At 28.0% G+C, this 16,814-nt stretch carries 10 protein-coding genes and 3 pseudogenes; 8 read left to right on the top strand and 5 right to left on the bottom strand.

Going from position 1 to position 16,814, the window contains the following annotated elements; all coding sequences use genetic code 11:
• Positions 1 to 184 precede the first annotated feature (184 nt).
• Positions 185 to 2,779: a DNA gyrase subunit A gene (gene gyrA, locus BPP43_RS04135; RefSeq protein WP_015274263.1), complete on the top strand. Its 2,595-nt coding sequence runs from the start codon at positions 185 to 187 to the stop codon at positions 2,777 to 2,779.
• A 155-nt stretch (positions 2,780 to 2,934) separates the two neighbouring features.
• Complete coding sequence (locus tag BPP43_RS04130; RefSeq protein ID WP_015274262.1) at positions 2,935 to 3,636, top strand: hypothetical protein; 702 nt, start codon at positions 2,935 to 2,937, stop codon at positions 3,634 to 3,636.
• 534 nt (positions 3,637 to 4,170) lie between these two features.
• Here the strand turns inward: BPP43_RS04130 and BPP43_RS04125 are convergent.
• From BPP43_RS04125 to BPP43_RS04110, 4 genes and pseudogenes are all read right to left on the bottom strand, one after another.
• Complete coding sequence (locus BPP43_RS04125; RefSeq protein WP_013245063.1) at positions 4,171 to 4,491, bottom strand: hypothetical protein; 321 nt, start codon at positions 4,489 to 4,491, stop codon at positions 4,171 to 4,173.
• A gap of 14 nt (positions 4,492 to 4,505) precedes the next feature.
• Positions 4,506 to 5,976: pseudogene (locus BPP43_RS04120) on the bottom strand (SurA N-terminal domain-containing protein).
• Between the two features lie 95 nt (positions 5,977 to 6,071).
• Positions 6,072 to 6,995 (bottom strand): tyrosine-type recombinase/integrase, encoded by a 924-nt coding sequence (locus BPP43_RS04115; protein WP_013245065.1) that lies wholly within the window; start codon positions 6,993 to 6,995, stop codon positions 6,072 to 6,074.
• A 91-nt stretch (positions 6,996 to 7,086) separates the two neighbouring features.
• Positions 7,087 to 10,162 (bottom strand): annotated as a pseudogene (locus BPP43_RS04110) (efflux RND transporter permease subunit).
• A gap of 273 nt (positions 10,163 to 10,435) precedes the next feature.
• On the opposite strand from BPP43_RS04110, the pseudogene BPP43_RS04105 reads away from it, so the two are divergent.
• Positions 10,436 to 11,291 (top strand): annotated as a pseudogene (locus BPP43_RS04105) (DUF368 domain-containing protein).
• A 13-nt stretch (positions 11,292 to 11,304) separates the two neighbouring features.
• Here BPP43_RS04105 and BPP43_RS04100 read toward each other — a convergent pair.
• Positions 11,305 to 11,547, bottom strand: coding sequence for a hypothetical protein (locus tag BPP43_RS04100; protein ID WP_015274260.1), 243 nt, complete (start codon positions 11,545 to 11,547; stop codon positions 11,305 to 11,307).
• Between the two features lie 110 nt (positions 11,548 to 11,657).
• Between BPP43_RS04100 and BPP43_RS04095 the strand changes: the two genes are divergently transcribed.
• The 5 genes from BPP43_RS04095 to BPP43_RS04075 all read left to right on the top strand — a co-directional run bounded on the left by BPP43_RS04095 (position 11,658) and on the right by BPP43_RS04075 (position 16,813).
• A complete protein-coding gene (locus BPP43_RS04095) occupies positions 11,658 to 12,479 on the top strand; it encodes a SanA/YdcF family protein (protein WP_013245071.1) in 822 nt (273 codons plus the stop codon).
• Complete coding sequence (locus BPP43_RS04090) at positions 12,476 to 13,882, top strand: sodium/glutamate symporter (RefSeq protein WP_014933358.1); 1,407 nt, start codon at positions 12,476 to 12,478, stop codon at positions 13,880 to 13,882. Before BPP43_RS04095 ends, BPP43_RS04090 begins: the two co-directional genes overlap by 4 nt.
• Before the next feature lie 109 nt (positions 13,883 to 13,991).
• Positions 13,992 to 14,447, top strand: coding sequence for a D-glycero-beta-D-manno-heptose 1-phosphate adenylyltransferase (rfaE2, locus tag BPP43_RS04085; RefSeq protein WP_013245073.1), 456 nt, complete (start codon positions 13,992 to 13,994; stop codon positions 14,445 to 14,447).
• A 79-nt stretch (positions 14,448 to 14,526) separates the two neighbouring features.
• Positions 14,527 to 15,909, top strand: a complete 1,383-nt coding sequence (gene murC / locus BPP43_RS04080) for a UDP-N-acetylmuramate--L-alanine ligase (RefSeq protein WP_015274259.1) — start codon at positions 14,527 to 14,529, stop codon at positions 15,907 to 15,909.
• Positions 15,884 to 16,813, top strand: coding sequence for a UDP-N-acetylmuramate dehydrogenase (locus BPP43_RS04075; RefSeq protein ID WP_013245075.1), 930 nt, complete (start codon positions 15,884 to 15,886; stop codon positions 16,811 to 16,813). The genes murC and BPP43_RS04075 overlap by 26 nt, the downstream gene beginning before the upstream one ends.
• Position 16,814: the final 1 nt, after the last annotated feature.

The raw sequence follows: 16,814 nt of genomic DNA, 5'->3' as shown, positions 1-16,814 counted from the left end.
TTGATTGTTATAGTATATAATAAATAAATTAAAAAGTCAATAGATATATAAAAATCTTTTAATATTATATTTACATAATGTTGTTATCATATTAAATACTTATGCTTTTACTATATTTTTATATTGATAATTTTACAGTAAATGTTATAATTATTTGAATATATTTCTATAAGGATAAAATTCTATGGCTGTAAAAAAGAATAATAATGATAATACCGAAGAGAGGAAATATTCCACACTAACAAAAGATATTCTAAAAAGAGTTGATCATATTTCTATAGAAAATGAATTAAAAGAATCATATTTGAATTATGCTATGAGTGTTATAGTGTCAAGGGCTTTGCCAGATGTAAGAGATGGACTTAAGCCTGTGCATAGAAGAATACTTTATGCGATGTATGATGCTAATTTAACACATGATAAGCCATACAAAAAGTCGGCTGCTACGGTTGGTGAAGTGTTGGCACGCTATCACCCGCACGGAGATGCTGCTGTTTACGGCACTATGGTGAGAATGGCACAAGACTTTTCTATGCGTTATTTACTTGTAGACGGACAGGGTAACTTTGGTTCTGTGGACGATGACCCTCCTGCTGCTATGCGTTATACTGAAGCGAGAATGACTAAATTCGCAGAAGAAATGCTTAATGACATAGAAAAAGAAACTGTTAAATTTGTACCAAACTTCGATGATTCAAGAACAGAGCCTTCTGTGCTTCCTGCAACAGTGCCTCAGCTTTTAGTTAATGGAAGTATGGGTATTGCTATTGGTATGGCTACTAATATGCCTCCTCATAACTTAAAAGAGGTTGTTAATGCTATTGTTTATTATATAGACCATCAAGATGCTGAAATTAAAGATTTAATGCGTTATATACAAGGTCCTGATTTCCCTACTGCTGGAATTATATATGGTAAAGAGGGCATTAAAGAGGCTTATACTACTGGTAAGGGAAGAATAAAATTAAGAGCTAGGCTTGAAATAGAAGAGACAAAAAAAGACAGAGAGGCTATTGTTGTAAAAGAGCTTCCTTATGGTGTTGTAAAGACTAATTTGCATGAAAAGATTGCTGAGTTAGTTAAACAAGGTAAAATTGAGGGTGTTGCTGATATTAGAGATGAGTCAAGCAATAGGTCTGGTATTAGGCTTATAATAGAGCTTAAAAAGGGTGTTGCTACTCAGATTGTTTTAAATCAATTATGGAAACATACTGATTTAGAAATTACTTTTGGTATAATTAATCTTGCTTTGGTTAATGGCGAGCCTAAAGTATTAAACTTAAAAGAGCTTATAAAATATTTTGTTGATCATAGAGTTGAAGTAATAACAAAAAGAACAGAATATGATTTAAATCAAGCTAAAGCAAAAGCACATATATTAGAGGGCTTATTAATAGCTCAGGCTAATATTGAAGAGGTTATAAGAATAATTAGGCAGAGCGAAAACACAGAAGCTGCAAGAAACACTTTAATGAGTAAGTTTAAGCTATCAGAAAAACAAGCTCAAGCTATACTCGATATGCCTCTTAAACGTTTGACTGCTTTAGAAAAACTCAAAATAGAACAAGAATTACAGCAATTAAGAGAGTTTATTGCTTATTGTGAAGACTTACTTGCTCACCCAGAAAAAATACTTGCTGTTATTAAAGATGAACTTAAAAATATAGCAGAAAAATACGGCGATGACAGAAGAAGTGAGATAATAGGTAAAACTAATGATACTGAAATTGATGAAGAAGATTTGATTCATGATGAAGATGTGGCAGTATCTATCACTACTCAGGGCTTTATTAAGAGAGTACCTGCTTCAAGCTATCGTACGCAAGGAAGGGGCGGAGTAGGTGTACAAGGCGGAAAATCTCAAGGCGAACATTATATAGAACACTTATTCGTTGCTTCTACTAAAGATTATTTGTTTATATTTACCGACAGAGGTAAGGCTTTCTGGATGAAGGTGCATGAGATTCCTGCTCTAACAAAAACTTCACAAGGTAAGAGTATAAAGTTTATACTTAATTTGGCACCAGATGAAAAAATTACAAGCTACTTTACTGTATCTGACTTTAACCCTAAACAATCTATTATAATGGTTACTAAGATGGGTACTATTAAAAAGATGGAGCTTAAACATCTTGAGAATGCTAAGAAGAGGGGTATACTTGCTTTAACATTAGAGAATAATGATGAGCTTATAGGTGTATCTGCTGTTGAAAGCGGTGATGACTTTATTATGACTACTGCTTCTGGTCTTGCTTTGAGAATAAATGAACAGAAAGTAAGAAATATGGGAAGAGCCGCTGCTGGTGTTAAGGGTATTACTTTAGATGATAATGATATTTGTGTATCTGGAAACGGAATACATAAAGGCGAATCATTAATAGTTATCACTGAGAATGGTATAGGTAAGAGACTTTCTTCTAAGCAGTTTAATGCTAAAGGAAGAGGCGGAAAAGGTCAGATTTATATTAAGCCTGATAATAAAACAGGAAATGTGGTTAGCGTAAAAACTGTAGGCGATAAAGATGAGATAATGGTTGTTACTACAGATGACATGACTATAAAGATAAAAGCTGATTCTATACCAGAGTTAGGAAGAAACGCTAAGGGTGTAAAAATAGTTAATATTTCTGATGGTGCTAAAGTAAGCGATTTAGCTGTAGTACCTGCAGATACTGAAAAAATAAAAATAAACAAACAAAAAATTATATTATTAAGCCTGTATTTTTTAATACGGGCTTTTTTATATTTTACGATTACTCTAAAAAGTAAAAATAAGTAAAAAATATAAAAATATAGTAAAAAAAGATGAAATTTGTGAAAAAAATAGTAAAAAAAACTTAATTTTTTTAAAAAAATAGTAAAAAAAACTTTACAAAGTATATTCTTTTGTGTTATAATATATACATAAACAACAATGAAGGGGAGAAAAATCCAATGAAAAAATTTTTATTAATAATATCTATTATATCAATGGCAGCAATTTCTTGTGCTGATAGTAATGGAGCAGGCGGAGCTACAGAAAGTTTAGTTACTAAAAATATACCTAGTTTAAACAAATCTGTAAAAGATGGAACACCTAATACTCAAAGTAGTGTTTCTCTTTCAGTATCAGCTCAAGTAACTGCTCAAGCATCTGGAGATGTTACATTAGGAGAAAATACTAATCCTGAAAGTGGAACTTATAGTGTTTTAGAGAGACTTTATTCTACAACTTGGTATCAATCAGAAAGTGATTATGATGATGGTAAATTAGAAACAGAAGAAACTTTTATATTCTTTGACCCTAGTTCAAAAATGGTTCAAAGAGAATATGAAAATGGTGTATTAGACGGAAGAGATGAATATTCTACATTAACTTGGATTGCTGATATTACTGTTAACGATGGAAGTATAGCAAATTTATCAGGTGAAAAAAGTAGAAATGCTTGTATAGTTCAAAATAAAGAAATGAATGATAATGATAGAGATACTGAATTTGAAGCTTATTATTTAGCAGATGAAGATACTCTATATATTGTTGATGGTGACACTAGAGATGAAGTATCAAGAGAGTTACAACAATTAATAAAAGATATTGCAAACAACTCTCCTAGAGCTTATGGCGATAAATATGTGTTATCTGTAAAAGCAAAATGATTTACTTTTATAAATAGTTTTAGAGGCTTAGGGAATTACTCCTTAAGCCTTTTTTATTGCATACTTAAAACTATATTATTATTTGCTTTAATAAATATTTATGTTGTTTTAATTTTACTGATTATGAATATATATTAAATAATAATATATGTTTGTAGATATATTCCATAAAAATGCAGCCTTTTTGCTTCTTTGCGGCAGCAAAAGAAGTAGGGTGCTGCACGGTGTGTACTTCATTAAGGGCAAAGCCCTGCAAATGTTAATTTAAACAAATATTTTTTTATATTAATATATGTATTTGTTTTATTCTACTTTTTCCCGCATTCGCTTTGCGGAATTCGTTAAAGTTTTTGCCATTTAGGCACGCTTCGCGAAAGTGCAAATATTTAAGTTTTTCTATTACGTTTAGCCAAAGTGTAAATTAAGAAAATAATATTATTTTATATATAATATAAATTATTAAACTAAAAACAACATAAATATTTATTAATATACTCTTTAGATAAGTATATATAAAACTATACTACAAAATAATTAATAATCTAGTTTTATAAGATAATCTATTTTATCTACAAGTTTAGAGAACGGACGCTCTACATTTATCATTGAGTTTTCTAAGGCATTACCGTTTTCATCTTCTATATATATCTCATAAAATAATTCTTTATGGTCTTCTTTGTTTTCAAATGTAAGTCTTATAAAAATAAAATCATTGATATTTATTCTGTCTAATTTAGGCTCATATTCAAGCTTTTTTATCTCTTTGCTTAATAACTCTTTACCTAAATGCTCTACTACAACATTGTATATAGATTCTAATTCTTTTCTTATATAATGTACGTTATTATCAAACATAAATACCCCTAATTTTATCTTACTTTATGTCTTTTTATTTTAGCATCTTCCATACTTCTATTTTCCCATTCTATAGAAATATTAGCAACAGATGCATTTAATAATTCTTTTCTTGCTGCATTTTTTTGAGCTGTATCTAATGATGCTAATCTGTTTATATCAGCTTTCTCTTCTGATAAAACCTTTATAACAGCGACACCATTGTTTAATTTTATAACCTCGCTTTTATCTCCTACATTCAAAGAAAATACAGTGCTGTTAAATATAGGGCTAGATGAATCTGGTATAACATTTTTATCAGTAGAATTTATAAAACCTTGAGAATAATAAAATGGTGCTGAAGATTTGTAGTATTTAATATTATTATTGTTATTTAAAGCTGCAAAATTATTGTTATTTGCAACAGCATTTTTCAATATTTCTACTTGTTTAGATTTTTCTGCTTCAACTAATACTTTAAGATTATCATTTAAATAACTGTCTCTTAAAACTCCAGAATTAACATCGGTGTATTTTTCTGGAAGTCTTATATCATTAACTAATACAACATAGTAAACCCCATTAACATTGATAGGAGAGAGTAGGGTATTAGTAGTAATTTGTGTGTTTGTAAATACTCTGTCAGCTATGTTTTTATCTATTTCCATTCTTGTAACATATCCTAAATGATAGTCATTTGTATAAATACTTTTTTCTGCTACAGTTTTGTCAAATAAAGTGATATCATTTTTTAATGTTTTATATACATTTTCAGCATCTTTAGCATTAGCAAGAAGTATCCAAGATATGTCAGCCTGTACAAAATTAGTTTTATTATCATTAAAATATTTGTCTATATCTGTTTCAAGTATATCAGCATTTTTTACTATCTCAGAAGCATCAATATAAAGCATTTCAATATCTCTTTTTGTGAGATTTTTTATATATTGTCTTTCTAGTTCTAAAGAATTAATTTTAACACTATTAAATAACTCTAAAGCTATAGTTTGAGCCATAACAGTTTCTTTTAAATCTTTTTCTATTCTAATTTTTTCTGATTGAGGAGTATTTTTAATAAAAGCATCATAAGCCATTTGGTTATAATTACCATTGCTGTCTATAAATTGGCTTTGCATATATTGAAGTATTATTTTATCGCTTACAGTTATATTTTTTGCTGCTAAATCATCTAAAAGTATAGTAGTAACAGCTCTTCTAAAAGCTAAATCTTCTATATTGGCATATATATCAGCATTCATTGGTATTCCAAATTGCTGATAATAGTTTTCTATCTCTCTAAAAGCTTTACCATAAGGACTTGTAGAAGTATAGTATATAGGAGTACCGTTTACAGAACCTATAGTAGGAGTTTTCTGACTTCCTCTAGTATCTATTACCAAAAAATATACTATAAGTAAAATGGATACAGCAGATACTCCAAGCCATTGCAAAGTTTTAACTACAGGACTTCTTTTTTTTGATTACTATTTTTTTATTAGATGACATTTATTTATCCTCAAAGATTTTTTATTAATTAACTTTAATATGTTAATTATATAAAAAAGATTCCAAAAAATCAAGTAATTTTCTATTTGTATATTTTATTTTGAATGCGGATGAGCTCTATTGTATACTTCAAAAAGCCTATCATTTGTAACATGAGTATATCTTTGAGTTGTTGATATGCTTTCATGACCTAATAATTCTTGAACACCTCTAATTTCGGCATCATTATTTAAAAGATGTGTGGCAAATGTATGTCTTAAAGTGTGCGGAGAAAAATCTACACTTATATTAGCCATTCTCATAAGTCTTTTCATTGAGTTTCTAACGCTTCTATCGCTTATAGGTTTTCCAAATCTGTTTACAAACAAATAATTATTGTTAGAGCCATATTCTCTTTGTATAATTGCTCTTTTTTGCATATACAAATCCCAATTATCATATATTATAGGTATTAATGGTATCTCTCTTACCTTTGAACCTTTACCAAGTATTCTTAAAGTAGTAGAGCCTTTATGCATCATGTTAAGCTTAATAGATATTAATTCTGAAGCTCTTAAACCTATAGCATACATAAATATAGCCATCATTTTATCTCTTATAATAGTAAAATCATTTTCATCATCTATTTCTAGTATTTTATCTATATCATTGAGCGATAAAAACTTAGCTATATGCTCTTCTCTTTTAGGGCTTTTCATGTTTATTATTCTAGTTTTATCTGAGTAACCGTTTCTTATTAAATATTTATAGAACTTCTTTATAGAAGAGAGATGTCTTGAAGTTGTTGCATTTTTTAATTTTTTATTTTTTAATGATGCAAAATAATCTCTTATAGTGTAGTGAGTAGCATCGTTAAAGTCTATATTATTATCTTCTAAGAATTTTATATATTCTTTTAAATCTTTAGTATAACTATTGATTGTATGAGCGGCATAATTTAAAGTTTGTAAATAATCAGCAAACTCTTCTAATAGATTTTCTAACTCATTAGCCTCTATTCTTTTTAATTGATTTTCCATAAACAAACCCTTTCAATAATATAGTAGTTTAATAATTATCGAAAGTTTTATTTATAAATTTATGAAGTATGTTAACTACAGTGAATTTTATTTAATCATATTCTCTTTTTATATTAAATCTATTTCTAAAACTAGAATATACTGCAGGTATTATTATAAGAGTAAATACTGTAGAAAATAAAAGTCCTCCGCAAACAGCAGTAGCCAGTGGTTTATACATCTCTGTGCCGTTTCCTACTTTTAACATCATAGGAAGCATACCCAAAATAGTAGTTAAAGAAGTCATAAGCACAGGTTTTAATCTTCTCTTACAAGCTCTCAAAGCTGATTCATTCCAAGAAATATTTTCTTCTAGTACAACTTTATTCATATAATCTATTAAAACTATTCCATTGTTTACAACTATACCAACAAGCATTATAATACCTATTGCACTATATACGTTTAAAGTTTCACCGCCAATATAAAGAAATATTAATGCTCCAAACAAAGCAAAAGGCACAGATAATGATATTACAAAAGGCGTTATATATGATTCAAATTGACCTGCTATTATCGCATAAACAAATACTATAGCCATTATTAATGACACTAATAATTGCTGAAAAGATTCCTGCATATCCTCATAATCGCCTGAAAAATTTATTAAAAATCCGCTTGGTATATATATATTATTTAATTCTTTTTTTATATCTGCTATTATCTCGTTTACAGCCCTTCCATATGAACTTGCTGTTATTTCTATTATTCTATTATCATTTTTTCTATTTATTTCTGTAGGACCTGTTGATTTAGATATTTTTACCACAGAAGATATTGGTATAATGTTTGTTCCTGTTGGTATCATTAATTTGTATACACCGTCTATATTTTCTCTTGTACTGTCTTCAAGTCTTACTACTATATCAGAATCTATATATAAAGAGTTTTCTAATGTCATAGTACTTGCAACAGTTCCGCTAAAAGAAGTACGAATTATGCTTCCTATAGTATCTAAGCTAATTCCTATTTTTGATATTAAATCTCTATTTATAGTAAATAATATTTCATGATTAGAGTCATCTTCTTTTATAAGCACATTTCTTATTCCTTCTACTTTAGAAACTGCATTAATAACATTGCTTGCCACATCATAACCAATATCTAAATTATCTCCGACTAATTCTATTATAATAGAGCTATAATCTTTAGGTTTTCCCATTGCCACATTTTCTGAGTTTAATTCTATTCTTCCTGGGTATCCATTTACTTTATTTCTTATCTCTTCTATATAATAGTTAATATCTTTATCTCTTCCTTTTTCTCTGTCTATTAATTTTACTCTCACCTCTCCATGATGTTCATTCCTTCCTGTTCTTACTCTTGTTTCATAATAATCTATATTCTCTCCAACGCTGTTTTCTATATCATCTTCCATTCTGTCAATAAACAAATCTGTAAATTGCACTCTTGTACCAACAGGCATTCTTAGTCTTGATATTATAGTGCCGGCATCAGACACAGGGTATCCTTCTTTGGGTATTTTTATAAGCATTAATATTAGCAAAGAAAATAATACTGAAAATATTAATTAAAAATGATTTTCTTTTGTTTTTCATCACTAATGATAATAGTGTTAAATAAAACTTTTCTGTTTTGCTGTGAATATTATTTTGAAAAAATGACTCTAATTTTGTAAACTTAAAATTATTGTTTTTAATTCTCGAAGCAAGCAAAGGCACTATTGTAATGGCAACAAAAAGAGAAGTTAATAGAGATATTGATACTGTTAAACATAAATCACTAAACATTTGCTCCACTTGACCTTTTACAAATAGAAACGGCAAAAAAACGGATACGCTTGTTAGAGTTGATGCTGTTATTGCTATAGAAACTTCACTAGCACCATTTACAGAGGCTTTTATATTATCTATTATATTATTAGAATCTTTATTATGTATAAAAATATTTTCAAGCACTACTATAGAGTTATCAAGCATCATTCCAACACCAAGAACTAACCCTGAAAGAGATATAATATTTATTGATATATCCAAAAAATACATTAATATAAATGTTGTTATTACGGATATGGGTATTGATATTGATATTATGATTACGCTTTTTATATCCCATAAATATATCATAAGAATTATTATTGCAAATAAAGCTCCTTGCCATATTGTACTTATTACATTTTTTATTGAGTTATTGATTGTATCAGAGCTATTGAATAATACTTTATAATATACTCCATAAGGCAAATCCATTGTTTCTAATCTTTTATTTACATCTCTTGATATTTGTATGATATTAGCACCAGATTCTTTTGTTATAGCTACACTTACTGCTTTTTGACCATTAATCCTTACTATCTCTGCTTCATCATCATAATATTCATACACATTTGCTATATCTCTTATTTTTACAGGAAATATATTATTTTTTAAAGCTACTACTACATTTTCTATATCATTTATATTTTTAAACTCTCCTTTGGTTCTTATTCCATATTTATAAACGCCTTCATATGTTTGACCTCCAACTATATTTTGATTTTCTATAGAAAGAGTTTTTACTATATCATTAATATTTATAAAATAGGCATTTAATCTATTTAGGTTTATATCCACATAAATAGTTTTTTTAAGTCCGCCTCTTATCTCTGTTTGTGCTACTCCTTCAATTTGCTCTAATGATGTGAGTATTCTGCTGTCTATTAAATCATATAATGCACTTAAATTATCAATACCAAAAAATGCTATCTCCATTATAGGACTAGCATCGCTTGAAAACTTTGAAATATTTGGATTATCAACATCATCAGGAAGCTCACTTCTTATCATATCTATTGCTTCTCTGATGTCATCTGCTGCAGTTTGTAAATCAGTTCCCCAATTAAACTCTATTTCTACATTTGATTCTGATTCTTTTGATTTTGATTTTATGTTTTTTACATTATTTACTGAAGATATTGCACTTTCTATTATTCTTGTAACGTTTTTTTCAACTTCTTCCGGAGCAGAGTTTTCGTATACTGTTTTTACGCTTATAATAGGAATCTCCATATTCGGTAAATAATCTACTTTTAATTTAGATATACTTACAAATCCTATTATAAATATAGAAACTAAAGTAACAGATACTGTAGTAGGTTTATTTATTATAAATAATATAAACTTTTTCATTTTTTTATATATAAAAATTATAATAATTATATTTATATATAAAAAAATATTCAAGTAAAATAATTAATTATTATTTTAACACATATTATGTAAAAAATAGTAATATTATATATTATAAAGAACAATAAAAAGATATATGTTTTTATTGTAAAAAATGTAAATAAAATGTAAAAAAAATACTTGATTAAAATTGTTTGTTAATATATTATCACTTTCCAAAATAAAGTATAAAAACTATGTAGTTAGAAATTGATGAGAGGTTTATTAAAAATAATGAAAATTATAGGCAATTATATATACACAATTATTAAAGGCTTTATAATAGGAGCTTCAATGCTTGTACCGGGTTTCAGCGGAGGCACTATGGCTATGATACTTGGAATATACGATAAATTAATAGCTTCTTTAAGCGGTATACTAACTTTCTCAAAAAATAGAAAGCTATATTTCAAAAAATAAACTAAACTTTTTGTTTTTAATATTTTTTTGTGTAGGCTCTGTTTTAGGAATGGTGATAATTTCAAAACCTTTATCAAACTTAATAGAAAAATATTATACGGTATCTTCTTTCTTTTTTATGGGTGCAGCACTTGGAGGATTTAATACTGTATACAATAAAACCAAATCCTATAAATTTGATTTTTTAAGTATTGTATATATTTTATTGGGAGCTGCTATAGTGTATTTAATATCAATGATACCAGAAGGCTTTTTTAGCGGAAACGGCAATAGAAGTGAAACATTTATGTATTCTATACTTGTAGTTGCTGGATTAATTGTGGCAATTGCAATGATACTTCCTGGTATAAGCGTGTCATATATGTTTTTGCTTTTGGGAATATATAAAGAGACTATTGACGCCGTTCATAATTTATATTTTCCATATTTAATTCCATTAGCTATAGGTTGTATTTTAGGAGTTGTGCTTACTACAAAACTGCTTGAATATTGGATGGAGCATTATGTAAAATCATCTTATTTAATAATATCAGGTTTTGTATTAGGTTCTATTATACAGGTTTTCCCTGGTATGCCAAAAGGCATTGAGTGGGCTTTATGTGCTGTAATGTTTTTGGCAGCATACTTTTTAATAAGGCTTCTACAGAGATTTGACCCGGATAATAGATAAAATATTTTTGTAACTATTCTTTTTTATTGTTTTTATTTTTGTCGTATATATATTTTATAGCTAAAACTAAAACAACAATTATAAGAATTTTAATTATAATATTTAGTATTCCATGTACTCCAAAGAAATGATCGAAGAATACTGGGCCTCCTGGCATAGGACCAGGTCCGTCAAAACGACCAATATGATGATATGGTACTCCTCTGCAAGAGAGTAAAAATAATGATATTATAGATATATATATTGCTTTTAACATAAACAATCCTAATGAGTTTTATTATGTAATATTAGACGAATTATTTATAAGGAAAGTTCCCTATATTTTTTACGATAATATTAAAAAAATAATAACTTGTATTGTTTAGCATGGTGTTTAGCAGATTAAAAAATAAATATATAAAAAAAATAAAATTAATAGCCTATGAGTTTAATTATATTAGTAAAAATTATGATAATATATTTTTAAAAATAATTAATTATATTTTACTAGCTATTTACTCTTTTTATCAATTTATTTTAGAGTTTGTTATTATTTTTGTTTTTATAGCATTAATATCATATTTTAGTGTATCTAGTTATTCAAAGAAATATATATATGATTCTATAGAAGAGATTCCATATAATGATGTTGCTTTGGTATTAGGAACAAGTAAATATTTGTCTGACGGAAGAATAAATATGTATTTTAAGTTTAGAATGGATGCAGCTTATGAACTTTATACTAATGGCAAAGTAAAATATATACTAGTAAGCGGTGATAATAGGCATAGGTCTTACAATGAACCTAGACAGATGCGTTTAGATTTAATAAAGCTTGGGGTTGATAAAAGACATATATTTTTAGATTTTGCCGGCTTTAGAACAAGGGATTCTATATTAAGAGCAAATAGGGTTTTTGATTTAACTAATTTTACTATAGTCTCTCAGCCGTTTCACAATGAGAGGGCAGTATTTATTGCTAGAGAAAAAAAGATTAATGCTATAGCCTATAGTGCTGATAATGTAAGAAAACTATATAGAATAAGACAATTTCCAAGAGAAGTTGGTGCAAGATTACTTATGTTTGCCGATATTCTTTTTAATAGACCTCCAAAGTTTTATGGCGACCACATAAAAATAGAAGAGAGAGAAATTATAAAAACTAAAAGCAATAAATTAAATAAAAAATTATATCAGGAAAAAAAATGACTTCGCAATTATTAACTCAATTACTTCAAGCATTGGGACTCTTGTCTATATTATTATTAATAGGTACTTTTTTAAGGGCAAAGGTAAAACTTTTTCAAGAATTATATTTGCCTGCCTCTGTAATAGGAGGATTTATAGGACTCATAATATCACCAGAGATTTTAGGAAGATTTACTAATTATTCTATATCAGTTGAATATATTAAGTTTTATTCTCTTTTACCAGGTATTTTATCTGTGCCGATATTTGCGGCCATTCCTTTGGGTATGTTTTTAAATGAAAACAAAACTATAAAATCACTTTATCCTGCTAAAGTTTTAATGTTATTTGCTATATTTCAATGTGCAAGTATGGCTCAATCTGCTATAGGCTATGCTACAAATATACTATTTACAAAAATATCTCCAAATATGCCAATGTATAGAACATTCGGTTATGAACTTTCTGCAGGGTTTGCAGGAGGTCATGGGCTTGCAGCTTCAACTGGTAAATTGCTTGAAGGCTTTGGACTTCCTATAATAATACAAGAAACTGCTCAGGGTGTTGCTTTAACTACTGCTACTATTGGGCTTATTGGCGGTATACTTTTTGGTATAGTTTTTATTAATATTGCTATAAGAAAAAATAAAACTAATATAGTAAAAAAAATATCAAGTGAAGACCCTACAAAGGTGGGTTATAATAATGATATATCTAAGCAGGCTAGTTTGGGAAGAGAGACTTTTTTCAGCAGCTCAATAGAGACTATAACTTTTCACCTTGCTATTATATTTAGTGTATGTGCTGTTGCTTATATTGTATTAGGATTTATAAAAAAAGTAGGTATACAGGGGCTTAATGTTTTGCCTGTTTGGACTTATGCTATGATAATAATGTTTGCATTAAACTTCGCTATAAAAAAACTAAAATTATCTTGGTGTGTAGATTCTAAAGTAAAGGCTAAAATAATGGGTACTTTAAGCGACTTTGCTATAGTATCTGCTATAACAAGCTTGCCTATAAAGGCTGTTATGACTTATATGGCTCCAATAATAGTTATGTGCGTGCTTGGATTTGTATTTACATATTTAATAGTGTTTTATTTTACTAAAATATTATTTAAAGATGATTATACTTTTGAGAGAGCTATAATTTCTTGGGGCACTTTAACAGGGGTACTCATCACTGGTATGACGCTTCTTAAAATATGCGACCCTGATTATAAAAGTCCTGCTTTAAGTGAGTTTTCTTTAGGCTTTTCATTGATGTCTGTTACTGGGCTTTTGGTTGTTCCTATTTTAAATACTGTTTTAGCTATTGGTTCTACTATGGATAATTTAATTACAGCAATAATTACTTCTGCTTTATATTTGTTATTTGGTTTTATAGTATTTTTTGCTTCCAAAAAAAGAGCTAATAATTAAAAAAATATAATTAATTTAAATTATTGCTCAATTTTGATTGTTATTAATTGATTTTATGATATAATTAATATCAAAATTTCAAAATAGTTTTGTTTATGCTTTGTTGATTATGAAAAAGATACTTAATAATTTAGAAGAATTAAAAAATATATTGAATGCTAGAGAAGGAAAAAAGATAGTATTTACTAACGGCTGTTTTGATATTATTCATAGGGGACATGTAGAGTATTTACAAAAAGCAAAAGAGCTTGGAGATATACTTATACTTGGCTTAAATAGTGATGATTCTGTGAGAAGGTTAAAAGGTGCTAGCAGACCAATAAATAATGAAACTGATAGGGCTATAGTATTATCTGCTTTAGAATGTATTGATTATGTTGTTATTTTTGATGAAGACACCCCTTTAGAATTAATTAAATTTATAAAACCTGATATTTTGGTAAAGGGCGGAGATTATAAAATAGAAGAGGTTGTTGGCAGAGAATATGCTAAACAGACCGTATTAATAGATTTCGTAAATGGGTATTCTACCACAAATATTATAAAGAAAATTAATATTAATTAATTACAATTTTTTATGTAATTTTAACTAAAAATTATTTGTTTTGTTTTATAAAGATAAAAAATTTTATGGATATGTATAAATGTTTACAAAAAAGAAAGAGAAGATACATTTTATAGGAATAGGCGGAATAGGAATGAGTGCTATAGCATTGGTTCTTAATTCTATAGATGAATTTACTATTACAGGAAGCGATTTAGCTAAAACTCCAAAAACTCAGTCGCTTGAAGATTGCGGCATAAAAGTTTATTATGGTCATAAAGAAAGCAATGTAGAAGATGATGTTACAGCAGTTGTTAGTTCTTCTGCAATAAGCCCAACTAATGAAGAGATAATATCAGCTAAAAAGAAAAATATTATTGTAATACCAAGAGGGGAAATGCTTGCTGAAATTATGCGTTTAAAACAAGGCATAGCAATATCAGGCTCTCATGGTAAAACTACTACCACTTCTTTAATAAGTCAAATAATGATAGAAGCTGAATTAAACCCTATATGTATAATAGGCGGAAATCATTTTAATCTTAAGAGCAATGCTTATTGTAATTTGAATAGTGAATATATGGTTTGCGAGGCAGATGAGAGTGACGGAAGCTTTTTAAGACTTTCACCTGTATTTAGCGTAGTTACAAATATAGATAATGACCATTTAGATTATTACGGCAATGTTGAAAAATTAAGACTTGCTTTTTTGGATTTTATTAATAAAGTTCCTTTTTATGGCTGTTCTTTTCTTTGTTTTGAAAATGATGTTGTAAAAGATTTGGCTAAAAGTGTAAGTAAAAAATATTATTCTTATGGATTTTCTAATGAATATGATTTTTATGTTGATAAAAGCTCTATAAAAACAGAAGAGTTTAAAACATATTTTAAAGCTTATTATAAAGATAAGTTTTTAGGCGAGTTTGAACTTCCTTTAATAGGGGAGCATAATGTACTTAATTCTTTAGCATCAATCGCTGTAGCATATCATTTAGATATAGATACTGATACTATAAAAAAAGCACTTAAAACTTTTGAAGGTGTAGGCAGAAGATTAAATAAATTATATGATAAAGAGATAACATTATTTGATGATTATGGACATCACCCTACAGAAATAAAAGCTACATTGTCTTCGCTTAGAAATGCTTATAAAGACAGACGTATTATAGCTATATTTCAGCCTCATAGATACAGCAGAACTCAGCTGCTTTTAAATGATTTTGAAAATGCTTTTTTAGATGCTGATAATTTGATAATTACCGATATATATGCGGCAGGAGAAAGTCCTATTGCTGGAATTAGCGGTGAGACTATATGCAAAATAGTAAAAAATAATAATATAAAATATATAAAAAATATAGAAGATATATTACCAGAATTAGAAAAAATAAAAAAAGACGGAGATATAATAATTACTTTGGGGGCTGGTAATATAGTAAAGGTTAGTAACGATTATGCAAAAAAATTATCAGGCTCTTGAAGATTTTTTACAAGAAAATAAGGTTACATACAATAAAAACCGTCCGTTTAAAGAATGTACTAGTTTTAGTGTTGGTGGAATAGTAGATTTATATGTTACTGTAAAGAATATAGATGAACTTTTATCTTTACTTGTGTTTTTAAATAAAAATAATATAAAATATTTTGTGATAAAAGATAAAAATAAATTCCTTGTATCTGATGAGGGATATGAGGGCGTTATTATATCTATGGAAGGAAGTTTTGAAGATTTTGAGTTTTTAGATGATTGCGTATTAAAGGCTAATAGTTCTGCTATTTTAGAGAGACTTTCGCATGAGGCACGTATTAGAAATTTATCTGGTTTGGAGTTTGTTGCTTTAGTTAATAGCAGAATAGAGTCTGCTATTTATGGAGAGCTTGAATCTTTTGGCATGTCATTTATGGATATTGTAGAGACTTTAACTGTGCTTTATCAAGATTTAATGATTATAAAAGATATATCTAAAAATGAATATTTATCTTCCAGCAGAGAAATTAAGGATAATATGATTATTTTATCTGCTACTTTAAGATTAGAGAAAGATTCTCCTGAAAGTATAGATAATAGAATAGATTGGTTTAGATATATAAGAGGTTCTGTTGCCCCAATGGAAGCTAATATTGGTCCTGTGTTTGAAGATTTTGATAATATAAAAGCTTATGAGATGGTTGAGAGAGTTGGCGGGCTTGATATGAAGGCAGGCACTATGAGATGGCACAAAAGATTTCCTAATTATATAGTTAATGAATGTCATTATATAGATAATTGCTCTACTGATATGTCTAAAGCTTCTGATGTGTTATCTTTAATAGATGATACAAAAAAGAAAATAGAACAGCATTATGCTTTAAATCCTAAAATTAATATTAAGCTTTTAAGTTAGT

Source organism: Brachyspira pilosicoli P43/6/78 (assembly GCF_000325665.1).
GTDB classification, from domain to species: domain Bacteria; phylum Spirochaetota; class Brachyspiria; order Brachyspirales; family Brachyspiraceae; genus Brachyspira; species Brachyspira pilosicoli.
This window is presented reverse-complemented; position numbering and strand designations above follow the sequence as displayed.

Coding starts and splice junctions, on each gene's coding strand:
- BPP43_RS04130 (WP_015274262.1), top strand. CDS start 2,935: ATGAAAAAATTTTTATTAATAATATCTATTATATCAATGGCAGCAATT.
- BPP43_RS04090 (WP_014933358.1), top strand. CDS start 12,476: ATGACTTCGCAATTATTAACTCAATTACTTCAAGCATTGGGACTCTTG.
- gyrA (WP_015274263.1), top strand. CDS start 185: ATGGCTGTAAAAAAGAATAATAATGATAATACCGAAGAGAGGAAATAT.
- BPP43_RS04075 (WP_013245075.1), top strand. CDS start 15,884: ATGCAAAAAAATTATCAGGCTCTTGAAGATTTTTTACAAGAAAATAAG.
- BPP43_RS04125 (WP_013245063.1), bottom strand. CDS start 4,491: ATGTTTGATAATAACGTACATTATATAAGAAAAGAATTAGAATCTATA.
- rfaE2 (WP_013245073.1), top strand. CDS start 13,992: ATGAAAAAGATACTTAATAATTTAGAAGAATTAAAAAATATATTGAAT.
- BPP43_RS04095 (WP_013245071.1), top strand. CDS start 11,658: ATGGTGTTTAGCAGATTAAAAAATAAATATATAAAAAAAATAAAATTA.
- murC (WP_015274259.1), top strand. CDS start 14,527: ATGTTTACAAAAAAGAAAGAGAAGATACATTTTATAGGAATAGGCGGA.
- BPP43_RS04115 (WP_013245065.1), bottom strand. CDS start 6,995: ATGGAAAATCAATTAAAAAGAATAGAGGCTAATGAGTTAGAAAATCTA.
- BPP43_RS04100 (WP_015274260.1), bottom strand. CDS start 11,547: ATGTTAAAAGCAATATATATATCTATAATATCATTATTTTTACTCTCT.